General features: G+C 69.0%; 22 protein-coding genes and 1 tRNA gene. 15 read left to right on the top strand and 8 right to left on the bottom strand.

The annotated features are described in order from the left end of the window. The first annotated feature begins 12 nt into the window (after nt 1–12). From dxs to hpnK, 5 genes are all read left to right on the top strand, one after another. Entirely contained in the window at nt 13–1,980 is a 1,968-nt protein-coding gene (gene dxs / locus NBY65_RS10995) for a 1-deoxy-D-xylulose-5-phosphate synthase (RefSeq protein WP_250265659.1), read from the top strand. Between the two features lie 8 nt (nt 1,981–1,988). After that, nucleotides 1,989–2,597, top strand: a complete 609-nt coding sequence (locus tag NBY65_RS10990) for an ABC transporter substrate-binding protein (protein ID WP_150042563.1) — start codon at nt 1,989–1,991, stop codon at nt 2,595–2,597. Between the two features lie 19 nt (nt 2,598–2,616). After that, nucleotides 2,617–3,801, top strand: coding sequence for a bacteriohopanetetrol glucosamine biosynthesis glycosyltransferase HpnI (gene hpnI / locus NBY65_RS10985; RefSeq protein WP_150042564.1), 1,185 nt, complete (start codon nt 2,617–2,619; stop codon nt 3,799–3,801). 28 nt (nt 3,802–3,829) lie between these two features. Next, a complete protein-coding gene (hpnJ, locus tag NBY65_RS10980; RefSeq protein ID WP_150042565.1) occupies nt 3,830–5,260 on the top strand; it encodes a hopanoid biosynthesis associated radical SAM protein HpnJ in 1,431 nt (476 codons plus the stop codon). 140 nt (nt 5,261–5,400) lie between these two features. Next, nucleotides 5,401–6,177, top strand: a complete 777-nt coding sequence (gene hpnK, locus NBY65_RS10975; RefSeq protein ID WP_408895389.1) for a hopanoid biosynthesis-associated protein HpnK — start codon at nt 5,401–5,403, stop codon at nt 6,175–6,177. A 5-nt stretch (nt 6,178–6,182) separates the two neighbouring features. On the opposite strand, the gene NBY65_RS10970 is transcribed toward hpnK, so the two are convergent. From NBY65_RS10970 to NBY65_RS10960, 3 genes are read right to left on the bottom strand one after another with little or no spacing between them, the layout of a single operon-like run. Then, nucleotides 6,183–6,500, bottom strand: a complete 318-nt coding sequence (locus NBY65_RS10970; RefSeq protein WP_150042567.1) for a hypothetical protein — start codon at nt 6,498–6,500, stop codon at nt 6,183–6,185. Between the two features lie 52 nt (nt 6,501–6,552). After that, nucleotides 6,553–9,405, bottom strand: a complete 2,853-nt coding sequence (gene polA / locus NBY65_RS10965) for a DNA polymerase I (protein WP_150042568.1) — start codon at nt 9,403–9,405, stop codon at nt 6,553–6,555. Continuing rightward, on the bottom strand, nt 9,365–9,577 hold the full coding sequence (locus tag NBY65_RS10960) for a zinc-finger domain-containing protein (protein ID WP_150042569.1): 213 nt from the start codon (nt 9,575–9,577) through the stop codon (nt 9,365–9,367). The genes polA and NBY65_RS10960 overlap by 41 nt, the downstream gene beginning before the upstream one ends. Nucleotides 9,578–9,705: 128 nt before the next feature. On the opposite strand from NBY65_RS10960, the gene NBY65_RS10955 reads away from it, so the two are divergent. From NBY65_RS10955 to NBY65_RS10940, 4 genes are all read left to right on the top strand, one after another. Beyond that, on the top strand, nt 9,706–10,698 hold the full coding sequence (locus NBY65_RS10955; RefSeq protein WP_162530688.1) for an alpha/beta fold hydrolase: 993 nt from the start codon (nt 9,706–9,708) through the stop codon (nt 10,696–10,698). 141 nt (nt 10,699–10,839) lie between these two features. Further along, nucleotides 10,840–11,034, top strand: coding sequence for a hypothetical protein (locus tag NBY65_RS10950; RefSeq protein WP_150042571.1), 195 nt, complete (start codon nt 10,840–10,842; stop codon nt 11,032–11,034). 82 nt (nt 11,035–11,116) lie between these two features. Beyond that, nucleotides 11,117–11,193 (top strand) — tRNA-Arg (locus tag NBY65_RS10945). 111 nt (nt 11,194–11,304) lie between these two features. Next, nucleotides 11,305–11,640, top strand: coding sequence for a YXWGXW repeat-containing protein (locus tag NBY65_RS10940; protein ID WP_203330591.1), 336 nt, complete (start codon nt 11,305–11,307; stop codon nt 11,638–11,640). Between the two features lie 143 nt (nt 11,641–11,783). On the opposite strand, the gene NBY65_RS10935 is transcribed toward NBY65_RS10940, so the two are convergent. Both NBY65_RS10935 and NBY65_RS10930 read right to left on the bottom strand, forming a co-directional pair. Further along, entirely contained in the window at nt 11,784–12,002 is a 219-nt protein-coding gene (locus NBY65_RS10935; protein WP_150042572.1) for a VOC family protein, read from the bottom strand. Nucleotides 12,003–12,489: 487 nt separating this feature from the next. Next, nucleotides 12,490–12,642 (bottom strand): Rha family transcriptional regulator, encoded by a 153-nt coding sequence (locus NBY65_RS10930; protein WP_162530689.1) that lies wholly within the window; start codon nt 12,640–12,642, stop codon nt 12,490–12,492. 190 nt (nt 12,643–12,832) lie between these two features. On the opposite strand from NBY65_RS10930, the gene NBY65_RS10925 reads away from it, so the two are divergent. From NBY65_RS10925 to NBY65_RS10905, 5 genes are all read left to right on the top strand, one after another. Beyond that, nucleotides 12,833–13,384, top strand: coding sequence for a hypothetical protein (locus tag NBY65_RS10925; RefSeq protein ID WP_150042573.1), 552 nt, complete (start codon nt 12,833–12,835; stop codon nt 13,382–13,384). Then, nucleotides 13,384–13,926: a hypothetical protein gene (locus NBY65_RS10920; RefSeq protein ID WP_150042574.1), complete on the top strand. Its 543-nt coding sequence runs from the start codon at nt 13,384–13,386 to the stop codon at nt 13,924–13,926. Before NBY65_RS10925 ends, NBY65_RS10920 begins: the two co-directional genes overlap by 1 nt. After that, nucleotides 13,923–14,342: an outer membrane protein assembly factor BamE gene (locus NBY65_RS10915; protein ID WP_150042575.1), complete on the top strand. Its 420-nt coding sequence runs from the start codon at nt 13,923–13,925 to the stop codon at nt 14,340–14,342. Before NBY65_RS10920 ends, NBY65_RS10915 begins: the two co-directional genes overlap by 4 nt. A 167-nt stretch (nt 14,343–14,509) precedes the next feature. Then, on the top strand, nt 14,510–14,806 hold the full coding sequence (locus tag NBY65_RS10910) for a hypothetical protein (RefSeq protein ID WP_150042576.1): 297 nt from the start codon (nt 14,510–14,512) through the stop codon (nt 14,804–14,806). A gap of 4 nt (nt 14,807–14,810) precedes the next feature. After that, nucleotides 14,811–15,233 carry a hypothetical protein gene (locus NBY65_RS10905; RefSeq protein WP_150042577.1) on the top strand — a complete coding sequence of 141 codons (423 nt, stop codon included), beginning with the start codon at nt 14,811–14,813 and terminating at the stop codon, nt 15,231–15,233. A 77-nt stretch (nt 15,234–15,310) separates the two neighbouring features. On the opposite strand, the gene NBY65_RS10900 is transcribed toward NBY65_RS10905, so the two are convergent. From NBY65_RS10900 to NBY65_RS10890, 3 genes are read right to left on the bottom strand one after another with little or no spacing between them, the layout of a single operon-like run. Continuing rightward, nucleotides 15,311–16,060: an ABC transporter ATP-binding protein gene (locus NBY65_RS10900; protein ID WP_150042578.1), complete on the bottom strand. Its 750-nt coding sequence runs from the start codon at nt 16,058–16,060 to the stop codon at nt 15,311–15,313. Continuing rightward, on the bottom strand, nt 16,057–17,805 hold the full coding sequence (locus NBY65_RS10895; RefSeq protein ID WP_239002909.1) for a branched-chain amino acid ABC transporter ATP-binding protein/permease: 1,749 nt from the start codon (nt 17,803–17,805) through the stop codon (nt 16,057–16,059). Before NBY65_RS10895 ends, NBY65_RS10900 begins: the two co-directional genes overlap by 4 nt. Before the next feature lie 23 nt (nt 17,806–17,828). Further along, on the bottom strand, nt 17,829–18,884 hold the full coding sequence (locus NBY65_RS10890) for a branched-chain amino acid ABC transporter permease (RefSeq protein WP_150042579.1): 1,056 nt from the start codon (nt 18,882–18,884) through the stop codon (nt 17,829–17,831). Between the two features lie 246 nt (nt 18,885–19,130). Between NBY65_RS10890 and NBY65_RS10885 the strand changes: the two genes are divergently transcribed. After that, nucleotides 19,131–20,294, top strand: a complete 1,164-nt coding sequence (locus tag NBY65_RS10885) for an ABC transporter substrate-binding protein (RefSeq protein WP_150042580.1) — start codon at nt 19,131–19,133, stop codon at nt 20,292–20,294. Nucleotides 20,295–20,296: the final 2 nt, after the last annotated feature.

Raw genomic sequence — 20,296 nt, 5'->3', positions numbered from 1 at the left:
AAGGATCGGACGATGAACGCACCGACAGGAGACGGGCCGGCCACGAGTCCGCGCCCGAAGACGCCGTTGCTTGACCGGGTGCGGGTGCCGGCGGACCTGCGCAATTTCTCGGTCGAGCAGTTGCGGCAACTGGCGACGGAGCTGCGGGCGGAGACGGTGTCGGCGGTGTCGGTGACGGGCGGGCACCTCGGTGCCTCGCTCGGGGTGATCGAGCTGACGCTGGCGATCCACGCGGTGTTCGACACGCCGCGCGACCGGCTGATCTGGGATGTCGGGCACCAGTGCTACCCGCACAAGATCCTGACCGGGCGGCGCGAGCGCATCCGCACGCTGCGCCAGGGCGGGGGGCTGTCGGGCTTCACCAAGCGGGCGGAGAGCGAATACGACCCGTTCGGGGCGGGGCACAGCTCGACCTCGATCTCGGCGGGCTTAGGCATGGCGGTGGCGCGCGATCTGAAGCGCGCGCGCGGCATCGCCGACGACCGCCAGGTGATCGCGGTGATCGGCGACGGCTCGATGAGCGCCGGCATGGCGTATGAGGCGATGAACAACGCCGGGGCGCTGCGCAGCAAGCTGGTGGTGATCCTCAACGACAACGACATGTCGATCGCGCCCCCGGTGGGGGCGATGAGCGCCTATCTGTCGCGGCTGTTGTCGTCGCAGAGCTTCCTCAACCTGCGCGACGTGGCGGCGAAGATGGCGCGGCGCTTCCCGCGCGGGCTGGAGCGGACGGCGCGGCGGGCGGAGGAATTTGCCCGTGGCATCCTGACGGGTGGCACGCTGTTCGAGGAGCTGGGCTTTTACTATGTGGGCCCGATCGACGGGCACAACCTGGATCACCTGCTGCCGGTGCTGCGCAACGTGCGCGAGGCGGATGATCTGGGTCCGATCCTGGTGCACGCGATCACCAAGAAGGGCAAGGGCTACGCGCCGGCGGAGCGCAGCGCCGACAAGCTGCACGCGGTCAGCCGGTTCAACGTGATCACCGGCGAGCAGGTGAAGCCGCCGCCGGGTCCGCCGAGCTACACCAAGGTGTTCGCCAATGCGCTGATCGACGAGGCGGAGCGCGACCCGGCGATCGTGGCGGTGACGGCGGCGATGCCGACGGGAACCGGGCTCGACCTGTTCGGCAAGCGCTTCCCCGACCGCTGCTTCGACGTGGGCATTGCCGAGCAGCATGCGGTGACTTTCGCCGCCGGGCTGGCGGCGGAGGGGATCAAGCCGTTCTGCGCGATCTACTCGACCTTCCTGCAACGCGCCTATGACCAGGTGATGCACGACGTGGTGCTGCAGCACCTGCCGGTGCGCTTCGCGCTGGACCGGGCGGGTCTGGTGGGGGCGGATGGCTCGACGCACGCCGGCAGCTTCGACCTGGCCTATCTGGGGTGCCTGCCGGGGATCGTGCTGATGGCGCCGGCGGACGAGGTGGAGCTGACGCACGCGGTGGCGACCGCGGCGGCGATCGACGACCAGCCGAGCGCGCTGCGCTACCCGCGTGGCGACGGGGTGGGGCTGACCATCCCGCAGCATGGCGAGGTGCTGCCGATCGGGCGCGGGCGGGTGCTGCGCGAGGGCGGCCGGGTGGCGATCCTGTCGCTGGGCACGCGGCTGGCGGATGCGCTGGCGGCGGCGGAGGAGCTGGCCACGCGCGGCCTGCCGGCGACGGTGGCGGATGCCCGCTTCGCCAAGCCGCTCGATACGGCGCTGATCGAGCAACTGGCGCGCCACCACGAGGTTCTGATCACCATCGAGGAAGGCAGCGTCGGTGGGTTCGCGGCGGCGGTGATGCAGCATCTGGCCTGGAAGGGATTGCTCGACCGCGGCCTGCGCATTCGCCCCATGGTGCTGCCCGACCGCTTCATCGACCAGGACACCCAGCCCCGCCAGCTCGCCACCGCCGGGCTGACCGCAAAGGACATCGTTACCACCGTGCTGCAGACACTTGGACAGGACGCCGCCCTGACGGCTGTGGCAGGATAAGGACCACCATGAGCATCCTGCCACGCCGCCTTCTGCTTGCCTTGCTGCTGACCCCTATCGCCGCCCGGGCGCAGGCCGCGCCGGTGGCGCCGGTCCAGGCGCTCAACCAGGCCATCGTGCAACTCATGCGCTCCGCCCGCAGCACCAGCTTCGAGCAGCGCCTGCAGGCCTTCACGCCGGTGGTGCAGCAATCCTTCGATCTGCCGCTGATCCTGCGCACCGCCGTCGGCCCGCGCTGGACCTCGTTCCCGCCCGAGGTCCAGGCCGAGTTGCTGACCGTGTTCACGCGCTTCACGGTTGCCAGCTACGTCGCCAATTTCGACGACTTCAACGGCGAGCGCTTCGAGATCCTGCCGGAAACCCGTCGTGTCGGCGCCGACGAAGTGGTGCAGACGCGGCTGGTGCAACCCAGCGGTGACCCGATCCGGCTGGACTATGTCGTCCGCCCGGCCGGCGAGGCGTGGAAGATCGTTGACGTGCTGCTCAACGGCTCGATCAGCCGGGTCGCGGTGCAGCGATCGGATTTCCGCTCGCTGCTCGGCAACGGCGACGCGGCCCCCCTGATCGCCTCGCTGCGTCAGAAGGTTGCCCGACTGGCCGCGGGCGAAACCGAGTAACACGAACGCCCGGTCCGTCGTGTTTCACTGGTTCGCCCTGTTGCCGGCGGCGCTTGCCGCCGCCGGTGTCTGCCAGGCCGCGATGGGCGCCTTTGCCGCGCATCGCTTCGCCCGGGCGCCATCGCCGTCCGGACATTGCCCCCCCATCACCGTGCTCAAGCCGCTCTACGGCGACGAACCGCTGCTCGAGGACGCGCTCGCCAGCTTCTGCGCGCAGGATTATCCCTGCTTCCAACTGGTCTGCGGCGTGCAGCGGGCGAACGACCCGGCAATCGCCGTGGTCGAGCGCCTGCGCACCCGCTTCCCCGATTGCGACATCACTCTGGTGGTCGATCCCACCCTGCACGGCGAAAACCGGAAGATCGGCAACCTCATCAATATGTTGCCGCAGGCCCGACACGACGTGCTGGTGATCTCCGACAGCGACGTGCACGCCGCCCCGGATGCACTCGCCGCCATCGCCGAGGCGATCGACCAGCCCGGCACCGGGCTGGTCACCATGCTCTATGCCGGCCTGCCGGCGAACCGCAGCCTCGCGGCCCGACTCGGTGCCACCGCCATCACCCATTCCTTCCTGCCCGGCGCCCTGCTGTCCCGGACACTCGGACGGCAGGACTGCTTCGGCGCCGTCATGGCCCTGCGCCGCGAGACCCTTGCCGCAATCGGCGGACTGCAGGCGCTGGTGCACCACCTCGCCGACGACAACATCCTGGGACGGCTGGTGCGCGACCAGGGCCTCGCCGTCCGGCTGGCCCCCACGATCTGCGCCACCACGGTGCCGGAAGCGACGTTGCCGGCATTGTTCCGCCACGAGCTGCGCTGGGCCCGCACCATTCTCGCATTGGTGCCCGCCGGCTTCGCCGCCTCGGCCATCCAGTACCCGGTGTTCTGGGCCGCGCTGGCGGTGCCGCTCTCGGGCGCGGCCTGGTGGTCATTGCTCGGCGTCGCGCTCGCCTGGGCCGGACGCGCCGGCGCGGCCCGCATCCTCGACATGCGTCTCGGGCTTGCCGAATCCGGGCTTGCCACGTCCGCACCGATCTGGCTTCTGCCGCTGCGCGACATGCTTTCCGTGGCGGTCATGCTCGCAAGCACCGCCAGCGACCGGGTAGAATGGCGCGGAGAAGTGCTGCATACCGCGCTCGACAGGCTGGATGGCAAGACCGTTTCGGTTGTCACCACCGGCGATCGGCCGGAAACGGCATGAGGCGAAGACCTTTGGGGATGCTCTCGACATGATGAAGACGCTGTTCCTGCAGCCGCCGAGCTTCGACGGCTTCGACGGCGGCGCCGGCTCGCGCTACCAGGCCAAGCGCGAGATCAAGAGCTTCTGGTTTCCCACCTGGCTCGCCCAGCCCGCGGCCCTGGTCCCCGGCAGCAAGCTGATCGACGCGCCGCCGGCACGCACCAAGCTCAATACGATTCTGGCACAGATCCGCGACTACGAACTGTGCGTGATGCATACCTCCACCCCGTCCTTCGCGGCGGACGTGAAGGTGGCGCAGGCCCTGAAGGACGCCAACCCGTCGCTGAAGATCGGCTTCGTCGGCGCCAAGGTCGCCGTGCAGCCCGAGGAAAGCCTCAAGCGCGGCGCCCCGATCGACTTCGTCGCCCGCAACGAATTCGACTTCACCATCCGTGACGTGGCCGAAGGCCGCGACCTCGGCAGCATCGACGGCATCAGCTATCGCAACCGCGACGGCGCCATCGTGCACAACGCCGACCGCGTCCTCATCGAGGACATGGACCAGCTGCCCTTCGTCACCGAGGTCTACAAGCGCGACCTGCGCATCGAGGATTACTTCATCGGCTACCTCATGCATCCCTACGTCTCGCTCTACACGGGACGGGGCTGCAAGAGCCGCTGCACCTTCTGCCTGTGGCCGCAGACCGTCGGCGGGCACAGCTACCGCGTGCGCAGCCCGGGCCATGTGGCCGAGGAAATCCGGCTGCTGAAGTCGTACTTCCCGCAGGTGCGCGAGATCTTCTTCGACGACGACACCTTCACCGACAACCTGCCGCGCGCCGAGGCCATCGCCCGCGAACTCGGCAAGCTCGGCGTGACCTGGTCCTGCAACGCCAAGGCCAATGTGCCGCGCGAGACCCTGAAGGTGCTGCGCGACAACGGACTGCGGCTGCTGCTGGTCGGCTACGAAAGCGGCAACCAGCAGATCCTGCACAACATCAAGAAAGGCATGCGGATCGAGGTCGCCAAGCAGTTCACCAAGGACTGCCACGAACTCGGCATCAAGATCCACGGCACCTTCATCCTCGGCCTGCCGGGCGAAACCCGCGAGACCATCGAGGAAACCATCAAATACGCGATCGAAATTAATCCGCACACGCTGCAGGTTTCGCTCGCCGCCCCCTACCCCGGCACCTTCCTGCACCGGCAGGCCGTGCAGAACGGCTGGTTCGACGCCGAGCACGCCGAACTGGTCGACGAACACGGCATCCAGATCGCGCCCCTGCACTACCCGCACCTCTCGCACACCGAAATCTTCGAGTCGGTGGAAACGTTCTATAAGCGGTTCTATTTCCGGGCACCGAAGATCGCCTCGATCGTCGGCGAAATGGTGCGCAGCCCACAAATGATGCAACGGCGCCTGCGCGAGGGCGTGGAATTCTTCCAGTTCCTGCGCGAACGCCACCACACCGCGGCATGAAGAAAGGCCAGGGCTCCGCCCTGGACCTGCCGTCGTGCGCAGCGCGCGGTCGCGCGACGGCCACAAGGCCCTTGGATCCCATTCGTTTTCAAATTGCGGAACCAGCCCGCGAAATCATCGCCACCGCTGACGACTTTGGTTTGTCCGAAGCCGTCAACGAAGGCATTGAACGCGCCTTTCGCGACGGCATCCTCAACGCTACCAGCCTGATGGTCGGCGGCGCCGCGGTCGAGGACGCCGTCGAACGCGCACGGCGCAATCCGGGACTCAAGGTCGGACTGCACCTGGTACTCGTTGAAGGACCGGCCGTGCTGCCGCCTTCGGACATCCCCGATCTGGTCAATGCCTCGGGGCAATTTCCGTCGGATCAGGTGCGGCTGGGCGTGGACTATTTCTTCCGCCCGCGCGTGCGCCGGCAACTGGCCGCCGAGATCGAGGCACAGTTCACGGCTTTCGCCGCCACCGGCCTGGACCTCGCCCACGCCGACGCGCACAAGCACATGCACCTGCATCCAACGGTCGGCGCCCTGATGCTGCGCATCGGCCGCCGCTTCGGCCTGCGGCAAGTGCGCGTGCCCGCCGAACCACCCGAGGTGATGGCCGCCTGCGGCGTGGCCCCGACCCTCGGGGCACGCGCCCTGCACGCCTGGTCGCAGGTGCTGCGCCGGCAGGCAAGGCGCGCCGGCATGACCGTGCCCGACGCCGTGTTCGGGCTTGCCTGGACCGGCCACATGACCGAGGCCCGCCTGCTGCGGCTGATCCCCCACCTGCCGCAAGGCCGCAGCGAGATCTACTTCCATCCCGCCGCCCGCCGCGATCCGGTCATCGATGCCCTGATGCCGGACTACGAACACGAGGCCGAACTGGCCGCCCTGCTCAGCCCCGCCGTGCGGTCGGCCCTGGAACAACCCGCCTAAAACAGTCAGCGCAAATCCGGCCGCACCGGGCCTTGCAGCAGATCTCGAGGCCCGCCACCACGCAGCAGGTCCCCCCGAGCGGGGGGCCCCCGCAGCACGTCACCCGGCGGGACAGGCGGTGCGACACAGCGCGTTCCGAAAGCCGGCACATCCGTCACCCCGACAGCGACACCGGTCCGTGGCAGGGATGGGTACGGTCCCGGCCGCCGTGGCGCCTCGACATAGACGTCGAAGGACACCGGCGGACCGACCGGAATGGCGGCACAATCCGCGGGTTGGGCCAGCGCCGGACCGGAGAACAGGACGAGCAGAAGCCACCACATGCGCCCATGCTCGCCCCCCTGGATGAACGACAGCTTACCAGGGCCTCCGGGATCAGTGCGCTTCCGCCCAGCTCCGCCCGATGCCGGTCTCCACCACCAGCGGCACCGACAATGTCGCCGCCGCTTCCATCACCTCGCGAGCCAGCCGGGCGGTGGCTTCCGCTTCAGCCTGCGGTGCCTCGAACAGCAATTCGTCATGCACCTGCAGCAGCAGCCGGGCGCAAAGGCCGGCCTCGCGCAAGGCGGCGGGCAAGCGAACCATGGCACGCTTGATGATGTCGGCGGCACCGCCCTGCAACGGCGCGTTGATCGCCTGCCGCTCGGCATAGGCCCGTCGCATCCCGTTCTTCTCGTCGATGCCGGGGATCCAGCAGCGACGCCCGAACGGCGTGGTGACGTAGCCGGCGATGCGCGCTTCTTCCTTGGTCTTTTCCATGTAGGCGCGGATGCCGGGATAGCGCGCGAAATAGGCGTCGATATAGGCACGCGCCTCGCCCGGCTCGATGCCGAGCTGACGCCCCAGGCCGAACGCCGAAATCCCGTAGATGATGCCGAAATTGATCGCCTTGGCCCGTCGCCGCGTCATCGGATCCATCCCCGCCATCGGGATGCCGAACACCTCGCTCGCCGTACGCGCGTGGATATCTTCGCCGGCCGCGAAACTCTCTTTCAGCGCAGGGATGTCGGCGACGTGCGCCAGCAGGCGCAGCTCGATCTGCGAGTAGTCCGCCGAGATCAGCACATTTCCGGTTTCTGCCACGAAGGCGCGCCGGATGCGGCTGCCCTCCTCGGTGCGGATCGGGATGTTCTGCAGGTTGGGATCGGTCGAGGACAGGCGGCCGGTGCTGGTGATCGCCATGGCGAAGCTGGTATGCACCCGCCCCGTCTCGGGATTGATCTGGCCGACCAGCGCATCGGCGTAGGTGGATTTCAGCTTCTGCAACTGCCGCCATTCCAGCACGCGGGCAGGCAGCTCATGCCCCTTCTCGGCCAGCCCCTGCAGGACCGAGGAATCAGTCCCCCAGGCACCGGTCTTCATCCGCTTGCCGCCGGGAAGCTGCATGTGGTCGAATAGCACCTCGCCAAGCTGCTTGGGGCTGCCGACATTGAAGGCACTGCCGGCGAGGCGATGGATCTCCGCTTCCATCGTCGCCATGCGTGCCTCGAAATCCTTCGACATCGCCCGCAGATCGTCGGCGTCCACCTTCACGCCGGCGCGCTCCATCTCCAGCAGCACCGGGATCAGGCGGCGTTCCACCTGTTCGTAGAGCGCCAGCGATTTCGTGACCCGCAGCTCCGGCCGCAGCGTCCGCCACAGCCGCAGCGTGACGTCGGCATCCTCGGCGGCATAGGGCGTGGCCCGTTCGAGCGGCACCTGGGTGAAGGGCACCCGCGCGCGGCCGGTGCCGGTGACCGAGTCGTAGCTGATGCAGCTGTGCTGCAGGTGCAGCAACGCCAGCTCGTCCATGCCGTGGCCGTGCCGGCCGGCCTCCTGCGCGTAGGAGATCAGCATGGAATCATCCAGCGGCGCGGCCAGCGGAGCGCCGGCCCGCGCCAGGATCATCATGTCGAACTTGGCGTTCTGGAACACCTTCAGCACGCCGGCATCCACCAGCAGCGGCGCCAGCGCCGCGATCGCCTCGGCGACCGGCACCTGCTCGGCGACGCCTTCATGCCGTAACGGCACATAGCAGGCGCGGCCGGGCGCGGTGGCCAGCGAGAACCCCACCAGCGCCGCCCGCATCGCATCGAGCCCGTCGGTCTCGGTGTCGAGCGCGACCACGCCGGCGGCCGTCGCCTCGGCGATCCAGGACTGCAGCGCCGCCAGCGTGGTGACGGTCTCGTACGGCCCATAGGCCGCGCCGGGCCCGCCGGCGGGCACCGGCACCGGCGAGGCCGGCGTCTCGGCGAAGGCAAGCATGCCCTGCCCGGCGGTCCGAGGCGCAGCCGTGGGCGGCGGCGCCATGGCGGCGGGAGCCTGATCCTCGAGCCCCAGCCGCACCACCGTGCTGCGGAATCCCTGCTCGCGCAGCCAGGTGGCCAACCTGTCGCGGTCCGGTTGCCGCACCACCAGCGCCTCCAGTGGCGTTGGCAGCGGCGCATCCGCGCGCAGTTCCACCAGCCGGCGCGACAGCCGCGCCGCCTCGGCATGGGCGATCAGCGAGTCCCGCTTCTTCGACGCCTTCATCCCCGGCGCCGCGGCCAGCACCGCTTCCAGGTCGCCGTATTCCGTCACCAACTGGGCAGCGGTCTTGGGGCCGATGCCAGGCACGCCGGGAACGTTGTCCACCGCGTCGCCCATCAGCGCCTGCACCTCGACCAGCTTCTCCGGCGCCACCCCCCATTTTTCCATCACCTCGGCGGGGCCGATCGGCTTCTGCTTGATCGGGTCCAGCATGTCGACGCCGGGCCGGATCAACTGCATCAGGTCCTTGTCCGAGGACACGATGGTGGCGCGCCCGCCCGCCTCGCGGACGCACCGCGCGTAGGAAGCGATCAGGTCGTCCGCTTCCCATCCGGCCAGTTCGATCGCGGGCACGCCGAAGGCGGCGGTGGCATCGCGCACCAGCGCGAACTGCGGCCGCAGTTCCTCGGGCGGTTCCGGACGCTGCGCCTTGTAAAGATCGTACAGCTCGTTGCGGAAGGTGATCCGGCCGGCATCGAAAATGACGGCGAGATGGGTACCGACATGCTCCTTCACCAGCTTCGCCAGCATGTTGGTGAAGCCGAACACGGCGTTCACCGGCGTCCCGTCCGGCCGGGTCATCGGCGGCAGGGCGTGGAAGGCGCGGAAGATGAAGCCCGAGCCGTCGATCAGGACGAGATGGGGCGGCGTGGCGACGGCCTCGGCGGAGGGGGACACGTCAGTGGTGGTCGCCGCCGCCCGCGCCCGGCGCGAGCACATACAACCGCGAGCAGTACGGGCACATCACCTCGGTGCCGGCGATGCGCAGGAAGACCCGGGGATGGCCGAGCGCGCCGCCCCCGCCGTCGCAGGCGACCGTGCGGTCCTGCACGGTGATGGTCTCGGTCGGGGTGATGGCCGCGGGCGCGGTCACGGAGTCGCCGTCCGGCATGGGGGATCCTTTGATGATCGGGAGTGCCCGGTCGGGCGGGCGGTATGATACCTATGAGGACCGTGCTTTCAACCTTGTCGCCCACCCCGCCTGCCGTGACCGCCTCCCCCGATCGGGAACGATCTGGTATGGGACGTCGCCGCCTGCTCACGCTGGCGGGAGCGCTGGCGGCGAGCGGGTGCATGAGCATGGGAACGCCGCCCGGACCGGGTCTGGAGGCGGCGAGAATGGAGCAGAACGCGTTCACCATGCCGGATGGGGCGCGGCTGCCCTATCGTGCCTGGTTGCCCGAGGACCGGCCACAGGCGGTGGTGCTGGCCCTGCACGGCTTCAACGACAGCCGCGACGCCTGGGAGATGCCGGCGCCGTATTTCGCCGCGTCCGGGATCGCGCTCTATTCGCCCGACCAGCGCGGCTTCGGCCAGGCCCCGGATCGCGGCCTGTGGCCGGGCACCGACAGGCTGGTGGCGGATGCCGCCGAGATGGCGCGGCAGGTACGGGCGATGCATCCCGGCGTGCCGCTGGTGCTGATGGGCGAGAGCATGGGGGCCGCGGTGCTGATGGTGCTGGCCACCGGCCCGCTGGCGCCCGCCGATGCCCGCTACCTGCTGATCGCGCCGGCGGTCTGGGGCCGGGCGCGCATGAACCTGTTCCTGCGCAGCGGCCTGTGGCTGGTGGTCAGCCTGATGCCGGGCCTGGCGATGAGCCGTGGTCCGGTGCAGATCATGGCCAGCGACAACCACGAGGCCCTGGTCCGGCTGACCCGCGACCCGCTGACCATCAAGCGGACCCGCATGGACGCGCTCGGCGGCCTGGTCGACCTGATGGATGCGGCGCTGGCGGCGGCGCCCCGCTTCCGCGCGCCCAGCCTGTTCCAGTACGGCGGCAAGGACGAACTGGTGCCCAAGGCGGCCACTGCCTTCACCTGGCAGGCCCTGCCGCGTGGCAGCGCCGACGGGCCGCGGCTCGCCTACTACCCCAACGGCTACCACCTGCTGCTGCGCGACCTTGGCCGGGTGGTGCCGATCGGCGACGCCATCGCCTGGATTCGCGATCCCGCCGCCCCCCTGCCCTCGGGGGCCGAGCATGCGGCCGCGCAATGGCTCGAGGCCCAAAGCTGAGGCAGGCAGCCGGCGCGGGCGTTTTCCGTTCGCTCCGGCACACGCAAAATACTCGCGTCCTTCGCCTGGACTTGCATGCTTCTCCGCGGCGGCGATCGCCCTGATCCGGGCGGCAGCCCCTGCCGCTCGAAAGGAGATCCCATGCGCATCGCCTTGCTCGTCCTGGTGGTCCTGGCCGGCTGCAGCGCGCCCCGTGTGGTGCTAAGGAATCCGGCCACCGGCAACGTGGCCGAGTGCCAGGCCGATTCCTCCCTGAGCTGGGACCCGAAGAAGGCGGTCGAGATCTGCGCGCAGAGCTACGAGGCGGGCGGCTACCGGCGGATCGGCTCCTTCTGACCCGTGCGACCCCGCCCCGACGCACAACGGTGCAAGGGGTGCTGGCGCTCCCGGATATTCTGCGCTATGGAAAGCTTGGTCAGGACCCGTAGCTCAGCTGGATAGAGCGTCGCCCTCCGAAGGCGAAGGTCGCACGTTCGAATCGTGTCGGGTCCGCCAATTTTCTCAGTGAGTTAGATAAATTTCGCCGGAACCGCCAAAGGCACAAGCTAGCACATAGCTAGCGCCAGAGCGGGCATCGGGGTGTCTGGCGCGAACGAGGCCGCAGCAATGGAACAGCGGATGCCAAATGCGCCTGACGCGATCACTCGGCGGAGCCTGCTTCTTGTTCCGTTCGGCGCCTGCATCGCCCTCGCCGGTTGCGTCGTAGCGCCGCCTCCCAACCCCTACCCAGCCCCGCCGCCACCCCGGGTCGAGGTCGTTCCGTCTCCGCCGCCAGTGCGGGAGCAGGCTGTTTGGCAGCCCGGCCATTGGCATTGGAACGGTGCGGCCTACGAATGGATTCCGGGCCGGTATGTCGCGCGTGTGGTTGGAAGCCGATGGGAACCTGCCCACTGGGCCTGGCGGGGCGGTGCATGGGTCTGGGTGCCGGGACACTGGATCTAGCCCCCTTCTCCACCCTTTTCCGGACCTCGCCGCGGGTCAGGTCGAAGGACGGGGGGGTCTTGCGCTTACCACCCACGTAAGAGAGAGGGCACAGCGTCGGCCGTCACACGGACCTGGTGCCTGTACGGCGAGGTGGACACGCCTCAGCCAGGGTCTGCTGCCATCAGCTCCAGCAGGTTCCCGTCGGGGTCGCGGAAGAAGATGGGTGCGCCGCCCATGGCGAGTTGGCGGACCAGGACCTTCCCGGCCGGGGCGTATTCGTTGACCGGCTGGGCGTCGAACAGGCTGCGGCAGAAGGCGCACGAGGCCTCCATGTCCGACAGCGTGATCGCCACGTGGTCTATGCCAACGATCCTCGCCACGGCTTCCGGCCTTCATCCTCGCTGGGCGGGACGAGCCTGGCGACGAAGGGCACGGCGGCCAACCGAGCATCTGCACCGGGCGGGTGCCGGCGACCGTCTCCTGACTGCTCGTCTCTGGACACCTCCGGGACTACGCTGCGGAGGCCTCCGGCCCGTCCACAGAATGCGTCGCGCAATCGTCATCCGTCCCGGGATGACCAGTCCGGTTCAGGGACGGTCGGTGTCCCGCAGCACGTTGCCGTGCCTTTTTCAGATTTCAGAACGCCCCCGCCACGGCGAACTGAACGAGTATGTGCCATAGTTGTTGATGACGTTGGCGACCTACCGTCCACGGCATCGTCCGCATTGGCGGAACGAAGAACGGCTTTTGCGTCACCGACGCCGCCCGCGCTCCGGGAGGGAGTCAGCTCCCGGGCAATAGGTAGAGGCTGCCTGTACACCCCTCTGCCGGCACGGGGACATCTCCGGCGCCTGATGCACGAAGCGTTCACCGGTCCAGCCGCATAACCAGCGGGGTGAGGGCGTCACGGGTCATATCGGAGGACCGGAACTTCCTGCCCGGCGACATGAAGTTGCCGATGGTTTCCAAGACGGAGGCGTGCTCATTCCCGAACACCTCCGCCACGTCCAGGCTGCTCACCACCGGTACGCCACCGTCAGTCCGGGCCTTCCGCCGCCAGGATGGCGTGGGTGGCCTCGATCCGCGGGGCACCAAGCTGCAACGGCTATGTCTGCTCTTCGGAATCTGATCGAGACCGTAACGTAAAAGCCTTGACTTTCAGTTGAAGTAGATTTGTATGTATTCGACTGAATGGGGAGGCAGGCGGTCGATGCGTGGCCGAGTGGCTTTATGCTTATTGTTGCCTTTGGTCGCCGCTCTTCCTGCTTGCCAGGACCCCGAGTGGGCCAATAAGGCGGCTCTTCAGGTGGGCGCACCGCGGACCGATGCCCTGGTGCTTCGTGAGCGGCAGACAGCAAGATTTGCCTCCATATCTGAAGAGCGCCTTCTGGCTGAAGCCACGCAGGTTCTGCAGGATCTTGGCTTCACCATTGAAGAAAGCGCCCCCCGTTTCGGCGTCCTCGCGGGATCGAAGGATCGCGACGCGGTCGAAACACCGCAGGTCGCAGGGCAGATTGCGATAACTGTTTTCGCGGCCTTGCTGGGGGTTCATTACGACCCGATGTGGGACACAGACCAGGTTATCCGCGCCACCGTTTCCACGCGTTCACTTGGGCCACAGGAAACTTCCTTGCGAATTTCCTTCGAGCGTATTGTCACCAACAACAAAGGCATTTCGCGCGTGGAAGAACTGACCGCACCCGAGTTCTCTACGGGATTTTTCGAAAAGGTGCGCGCAGGCCTGGCGCAGCGTACGTCCTGATGCGCAAGCATATCCTCGTTCTTCCGCTGCTCGCGGGGCTTGCGGCATGCGCTGCATCGCAGCCTCAATTTGTGGCCAGCAAAAAGAGCGCCGTCGAACTGCGTTCCATTCAGGTTCGCACGATTTCCGCCGACGCTGACACCGCGATGCGCGGGGTCATCGAGACCCTGCACGATCTGGGGTACCGGATCACTCGGGTGGAATCGGACGCCAGAACAGTGTCGGCCACACGTCAGACGACGCTCCGCATGGCTGTGGTGGTTCAGCCCCGTGGCCCTGCCGAGAGCACTGTCCGTGCGAATGCCTCGATGATCGCGCCTGGCCAGGAGGCCCAGGTCGACAGCGCAGAGTTTTACCAGCGGAACTTTTTCGCTCCACTTGGTGCCACTCTCGGCCGATCGCTTGCATCTGCCCCTGCCGACATAACCGCGCCGGAAGCGCCTCGTCCTGTTGCTGAAATCAATACGGCCCGGGAGCGTGAGGCTGCTGCACGCCAGCAAGCCAAAGCACCGGCCAACACTGCGGGAGCTTCGCCTCGATGACGCTTTTCCACCGCCTGACTGTCGTTGCCATGGTGCTGTCCTTGGCGGCCTGCACCTCCGCGAGCGAACATGCGCGCAACGTCGCGGCTGGCCAGGATGCCCGCGACCGGCTTACCGTCGGCACCGTCCAGCGCGAAATCCGCCAGGGCATGAGCGGGGCCGAGGTCGCGGCAGCGCTCGGATCGCCAAACATCGTCACCAGTGATGAGCGCCGGCGCGAAACCTGGGTTTACGACCGCATCGCCACCGAGCAGATCTATTCGAATTCCTCGGGCGGGGTGAACGCGCTCTTTCTCGCCGGGGTCGGCGGCAGGTCAGGCGCTGCGCAGACGTCGCAGCGTACGCTCACCATCATCATCCGGTTTGATGAGAACGGACGCGTTCGCGACTTCACCTACCGTTCGTCCTCGTTCTGATGCTCCGTCGGCGAGCCTTCGCTCTCGCGCTGACACCGTGGCTCGCGACGGTTGTCGGCTGCGCCCCGACAGCAGAACAGCAGGCGGCAGCGCTCACCCCCACCGCCTCGGCAGTTGCCGCTCGTGCGCGTCAGACCCGTCGATTCGATACGGGTGATGAAGCATTGATGCTTCAGTCAGCCATTGGTGCCTTGCAGGACCTCGGTTTTACGATTGAAGAAAGCCAGGCTGCTTCAGGTGTGATCGTCGGATCCAAACTCTCCGGGGCTCGAATCCGGGCTCAGGTTTCGGTCAGGCGCATCCCGCAACAGCGGGCCATGCTTGTACGGGCAACCTTTCAGCGGATTGTGCCGCAACCTGGCGCCATGCTTGCTCTGGGTGACACGCTGGACGACCCGGCATTGTACCAGGGGTTCTTCGAGCGCATCGCGCAATCGGTGTTCCTCACAGCCCATGAAATCTAATCACATGCGCTACACGGCTACGATCTGGATCACCGCGGCCTTGCCACTCCTCGGTGGCTGCCAGATGGATAGCCGACAGCAGGTTCTGGCGACCACCAACACGCAAGTCGCACAGCGCGCCATCTCGACGCGGGTCTTCGACACGGGTGACCGTGCCAAGGTTTTCCAGGGCGTACTCGCCGCTTTGCAGGATCTTGGCTTCGTGGTTGATCGCGCGGATCCGGTCCTGGGCACCGTTTCCGCCACGCGATTCGGTGCCGGGCTGGTTCGCTTTACTGTCAGCGTGCGCCCCGGGGAAGGAGCGAGGACGATTGTGCGGGCGTCCGGGCAGCTCAATCAGTCCGAACTCTCCGATCCGGCGCCTTTTCAACGGTTCTATGAGGCGCTCTCGCAGTCGCTTTTTCTACAGGCCAACCAGATCGACTGATTGCGCTGGATCGAGGTGGTCCCTTCGATTGCCGGAGCTTCCCACGGCTCCGGCGGGAAGGAAGGACCGTCCCCCCATCACCTCAATGGCCTCGTGCCGCCGTCCTGCTCCTCCGCGCCGCCCAGATAGGTCGCGACCACGCGCGGGTCGTGCAGCAACGCCGCCGCCGGTCCCGCGAACCCGACCTCGCCGGTTTCCAGCACATAGGCATGCTCGGCGCTCTCCAGCGCCGCCCGGGCGTTCTGCTCGACCAACAGGATCGCCACCCCGGTCTCGCGCAGGCCCCGGATCATGTGGAAGATCTCGCGCACGATCAGGGGCGCGAGCCCCAGGCTCGGCTCATCCAGCATCAACAGGCGCGGCCGGCCCATCAGCGCCCGCCCGAGCGCGAGCATCTGCCGCTCGCCCCCCGACAGCGTGCCCGCGCGCTGGCCGCGCCGCTCGGCGAGGCGCGGGAACCGCCCGAACACCTCGTCGCGCCGCAGCCGCAGCGCCCGCCCCCCGAGCCGCACCGCCCAGGCCCCGAGCAGCAGGTTCTCCTCGACCGTCATGGTAGCGAACAGCTCCCGCCGTTCCGGCACCAGCGCGATGCCGCGCCCGACCCGGTCCTCGACCCCGAGCCGCCCGATCTCCTCGCCCGCGAACACCACCCGCCCGCGGCAGGGCACCAGCCCCATCAACGCCCCGAGCAGCGAGGACTTCCCCGCCCCGTTCGGCCCGATCACGGTGGCGATCTGCCCGGGGGCGAGCGCCACCGACACGCCCCGCACCGCCTCCACCCGCCCGTAGGACACCGAAACCGCCTCGGCCGCGAGCAGCGCGCTCACGCCACCCCTCCGAGATAGGCTTCCTGCACCCGCGCATCGGCGCGGATCTCGGCGGGCGTGCCCTCGGCGAGCCGGACCCCGAAATCCAGCACCACGATCCGGTCCACCAGCCCCATCACGAATTCCATGTCGTGCTCGACCAGCAGGATGGTCATCCCCTCGGCGCGCAGCTCCCGCAACAGCCCCGCGAGTGCCTGTTTCTCCAGCCGCCGCAGCCCCGCCGCCGGCTCGTCGAGCACCACCAGCACCGGATCCGCGGCGAGCGCGCGGGCGATCTCCAGCACCCGCTGCTGCCCGAGCGCCAGGCTGCCCGCCAGCGCATGCGGCGTCGCGTCGAGCCCGACCCGGGCGAGCGCCCGCATCGCCTCGGCCCGCAGCGCCGTCTCCTCGGCGCGATCGAGCCCGAGCGCACCGGCCACCAGCCCGGCCCGGCCACGTAGATGCGCGCCCAGCATGACGTTCTCCAGCAGGGTCATCGAAGGCCGCAGCCGCACATGCTGGAAGGTGCGCGCCAGCCCGAGCGCCGCCATCCGGCGCGCCGGCGCCCCGGTGACGTCGGCGCCCCGGAACCGCACCCGCCCGGCGGTCGGGCGCTGCGCCCCGGTGACCAGGTTGAAGGTGGTGCTCTTGCCGGCGCCGTTCGGCCCGATCAGCCCCAGGATCTCGCCGGCCCGGACGTCGAACGATACCCCGCCGACCGCGACCAGCCCGCCGAAGCGCTTCTCCAGCCCCTCGACCGCCAGCAGCGTCTCGCCGGGCGTGGGACAGGGCCGGCGCGGCAAGGGCGGCGCCGGCTCCGGCGGCGGCGGGTCGCGCCGCGGCAGCCAGCGCCCGAGCGCGGGCAGGATGCCGCCGCGCGCGGTCTGCAGCACCAGGATGAACAACGCCGCGAACACCACGATCTCGGCCCGTCCCATCCCCGGCCCGAACCGCGCCAGCCCGTCCTGCAAGGCATCGCGGCCCAGCGTGACCAGCGCCGCGCCGACCACCGCGCCGCCGACATGCCCCGCCCCCCCGAGCATCGCCATGAACAGCAGCTCGATCCCCGCGCGGAGCTCGAAGGCGCTGGGACTGACCACGCGCTGCACATGCGCGAACAGCCAGCCCGAGAGGGCGGCGCAGAGGGCGGCGATGACGAACACCCACAGCCGCACCCGGAACGTGTCGATGCCCAGGGATTCGGCCATCGCCGTGCCGCCGCGCAGCGCCCGGATGGCGCGTCCCTGCCGGCTTTCCAGCAGCCGTGCGGCCAGCAGCAGCGCCGCCACGGTGGCGCCCCAGACGAGGTAGTACGACGCCGCGGCCGAGCCGAGCGACCAGCCGCCGAGCGTCACCGGCGGGATCGCGCTGATGCCGGTGTGCCGCCCGAGCAGGTCGAGATTGCCGAACAGGAAGAACAGCGCGAGCCCCCAGGCGATGGTCGAGAGCGGCAGCAGATGCCCCGACAGCCGCAGCGTCGCCGCCCCGAGCACCATCGCCACCGCGCCCGCGACCGCGAGCCCGGCGAGCAGGCCGAGCCAGGGCGAGGCCCCGAATTCCGTGGTCAGCACCGCGGTCGCGTAGGCGCCGATGCCGACGAAGGCCGCCTGTCCGAAGGAGGTCAGCCCGCCCACCCCGGTCAGCAGCACCAGCCCGAGCGCGGCCAGCGCCGAGAGGCCGATATAGTTCATCAGCGTGACGCCATACGGCCCGAGCCCGAGCGGCAGCACGGCCAGGACCACCACGGCCAGAAGGCGAAGTGCCAATGTGCGGTGTGTCCGGGCGCGGTTCACAGTTCTTCCTCCGCCTCATTCTCATCCGCGCCGCCGCCCGCGAGCAGCGAGCGCAGCACCAGCACGGGCAGCAGGGACGCGAACACCACCACTTCCTTGAGCTGGCTGTCCCAGAACGCGGTGAAGCTTTCCAGCAGCCCGACGAACAGCGCCCCCGCCACCGCCCCCGGATAGCTCGCGAGCCCGCCGATGATGGCGCCAACGAACGCCTTGAGCCCGATGATGAACCCGGATTCGTAGGCGAGCGTGTTGATCGGCCCGATCAGCACGCCCGCCACGCCCGCGAGCCCGGCCGCGAGCAGGAAGGCGACCGCGCCGGTGCCCGCCGGCCGGATGCCCATCAGCCGCGCCCCCACCCGGTTGACCGCGGTGGCGCGCAGCGCCCGCCCCGGCATGGTGTGCTCGAAGAACAGCCACAGCAGCAGCGACATCGCCGCCGAGGTCCCGAGCATCAGCAGCATCTGCCCGGTGAAGACCAGCCCGCCGATCTCGACCGCGCCGCCCAGCAACAGCCGTGGCCGCATCCCCTCCGGCCCGAAGGCGATCAGCATCAGCCCGGAGAGCGCAAAATGCAGCGCCACCGCGACGATCAGCAGCACCAGCACCGGCGCATCCGCGATCGGCCGGAACACCACCCGGTGCAGCAACGGCCCGAGTGGCAGCACGAGCGCGACGGTCAGCGCCACCAGCACCCCGTCCGGCAGGTCCCACCGCGTCGCGGCCAGCGTCGCCACCACCGGCAGGACGGGCAGCGCCAGCCAGGCGAGCGCCGCGCGCGGCAACCGCGCCGCCGCCCCCGCCCGCCACAGCGTCACCGCCTCGAAGGCGAAGGCCAGCACCGCGAGCGCGGGCACCAGCCAGAGCGTGCCGGGCAGGCGCCGCTCCTCCAGCGTGGCGAGGGTCAGCGCGGTGCAGGCCACGAGGTCGCCGAAGGGGACGAAGATCACCCGCGTGACCAGGAACACCAGCACGATGCCGAGTGCCGCCAGCACATAGATCGCGCCATTGGCGATCCCGTCCTGCGCCAGCAGGGCTGCGAGTTCGGCGGTCATCCTGTTGCAGTGCCTGGCATGGCCGGCATCCCCATCACGCCGGCGGGTCGGGATGGCCCGGCTGCGGCCCCGTGCGCCATCGCGGCGCGCGCGCTCTCAGAGAGCATTCGCGCGGCAGCGTCAATCCGTTGCAACGACACCCCCCGCGTTCCTCCCGCGACTGCGGTGAAACCGTGTGGACAGCCCTGCCGGCCGGGCGGATAGTCCGCCCCCGTTTCGCCGGCATCCGCCTCACGGAGACGCGCCATGAGAAAATCGCCCGCTTATGCCCTGGCCGCGCTTCTCGTGCTGGCGGCCTCGTTGTTCGCCAGCGCCGCCGCGCGGGCCGATGTCACGCTCGGCGTGGTGATGTCGATGACCGGCCCGGTCTCCTCGCTTGGCCAGCCTTACATGAAGGGCTTTGCCGCGGCGGCGGCGGGCACGCCCATGATCGCCGGCCAGAAGGTCCGCGTCATCTCGATCGACGACCAGTCCGACCCCTCGGCCGGGGCGCGGGCGGCCCGCAAGCTGATCGAGGAGGAACATGTCGACGTGCTGGTCGGCTCGGCCGGCACACCGGTTTCCAACGCGGTCTACAGCGTCGCCGCCGAGGCCGGGGTCCCGATGGTCTACACCGCCAACGGCGCGATCGCGGGCGAGCGCGGCGCCTGGGAAGTCAGCATCCCCCAGCCGATGCCGCTGGTGCTCAGCGCGGTCGCGCAGCACATGAAGGCGGCGGGCATCCGCAGCGTCGCCTTCATCGGCTTCAACGACGCCTTCAGCGACACGGTGCTCGCCGGGCTGAAGCAGAACACCGATCCGCTCGGCATCCGCATCGTTACCGACGAGCGCTACGCCCGCAACGACGCCTCGGTAACACCGCAGATCCTCAAGATGATGGCACGCCGCCCGGATGCGATGTTCACCGGCGGCTCGGGCGCGCCCGGGGCACTGCCGCACCTCGCCCTCGCCGAGCGCGGCTGGCAGGGCCCGGTCTACAGCTCGCACGCCATCATCAACACGGAGTTCCTCCGCCTCGCTGCCCGCGCGGCCGACGGCGTGATCGCGCCGGCCGGCCCGCTGGTGGTGGCCGACCAGCTCCCGCCCGGCAACCCGCTCCGCGACGCCGCCGCGACCTTCCGCCGCCTGTATGAGCAGGCCAACGGCGACACGGCGATCAACCCCTTCGCCGGCTATGCCTACGATTCGTTCCTGGTTGCCTTCGACGCCCTCGGCCGCACGCTCGCGACCGGCGCCACCCCGGGCACCCCCGCCTTCCGCACCGCGCTGCGCGACGCCCTGGTCAGCACCCGCAACGTCGTCGGCGTGCAGGCGATCTACAACTTCCGGCCCGGCGAGCGCTTCGGGGTGGACGAACAGAGCCGCGTGCTCGTCACCCTGCAGAACGGCGCCTGGAAACTCCGGCAGTAGCA

The sequence above is a fragment of the Rhodovastum atsumiense genome (assembly GCF_937425535.1).
In the GTDB taxonomy this organism is placed as follows: Bacteria; Pseudomonadota; Alphaproteobacteria; order Acetobacterales; family Acetobacteraceae; genus Rhodovastum; species Rhodovastum atsumiense.
This window is presented reverse-complemented; position numbering and strand designations above follow the sequence as displayed.

What these genes read in the sequence shown, in the direction of transcription:
- dxs (WP_250265659.1), top strand. Translation starts at nt 13, where the DNA reads ATGAACGCACCGACAGGAGACGGGCCGGCCACGAGTCCGCGCCCGAAG.
- NBY65_RS10990 (WP_150042563.1), top strand. Translation starts at nt 1,989, where the DNA reads ATGAGCATCCTGCCACGCCGCCTTCTGCTTGCCTTGCTGCTGACCCCT.
- hpnJ (WP_150042565.1), top strand. Translation starts at nt 3,830, where the DNA reads ATGATGAAGACGCTGTTCCTGCAGCCGCCGAGCTTCGACGGCTTCGAC.
- NBY65_RS10970 (WP_150042567.1), bottom strand. Translation starts at nt 6,500, where the DNA reads ATGTGGTGGCTTCTGCTCGTCCTGTTCTCCGGTCCGGCGCTGGCCCAA.
- polA (WP_150042568.1), bottom strand. Translation starts at nt 9,405, where the DNA reads ATGTGCTCGCGCCGGGCGCGGGCGGCGGCGACCACCACTGACGTGTCC.
- NBY65_RS10960 (WP_150042569.1), bottom strand. Translation starts at nt 9,577, where the DNA reads ATGCCGGACGGCGACTCCGTGACCGCGCCCGCGGCCATCACCCCGACC.
- NBY65_RS10955 (WP_162530688.1), top strand. Translation starts at nt 9,706, where the DNA reads ATGGGACGTCGCCGCCTGCTCACGCTGGCGGGAGCGCTGGCGGCGAGC.
- NBY65_RS10950 (WP_150042571.1), top strand. Translation starts at nt 10,840, where the DNA reads ATGCGCATCGCCTTGCTCGTCCTGGTGGTCCTGGCCGGCTGCAGCGCG.
- NBY65_RS10940 (WP_203330591.1), top strand. Translation starts at nt 11,305, where the DNA reads ATGGAACAGCGGATGCCAAATGCGCCTGACGCGATCACTCGGCGGAGC.
- NBY65_RS10925 (WP_150042573.1), top strand. Translation starts at nt 12,833, where the DNA reads ATGCGTGGCCGAGTGGCTTTATGCTTATTGTTGCCTTTGGTCGCCGCT.
- NBY65_RS10920 (WP_150042574.1), top strand. Translation starts at nt 13,384, where the DNA reads ATGCGCAAGCATATCCTCGTTCTTCCGCTGCTCGCGGGGCTTGCGGCA.
- NBY65_RS10915 (WP_150042575.1), top strand. Translation starts at nt 13,923, where the DNA reads ATGACGCTTTTCCACCGCCTGACTGTCGTTGCCATGGTGCTGTCCTTG.
- NBY65_RS10910 (WP_150042576.1), top strand. Translation starts at nt 14,510, where the DNA reads ATGCTTCAGTCAGCCATTGGTGCCTTGCAGGACCTCGGTTTTACGATT.
- NBY65_RS10905 (WP_150042577.1), top strand. Translation starts at nt 14,811, where the DNA reads ATGCGCTACACGGCTACGATCTGGATCACCGCGGCCTTGCCACTCCTC.
- NBY65_RS10890 (WP_150042579.1), bottom strand. Translation starts at nt 18,884, where the DNA reads ATGACCGCCGAACTCGCAGCCCTGCTGGCGCAGGACGGGATCGCCAAT.
- NBY65_RS10885 (WP_150042580.1), top strand. Translation starts at nt 19,131, where the DNA reads ATGAGAAAATCGCCCGCTTATGCCCTGGCCGCGCTTCTCGTGCTGGCG.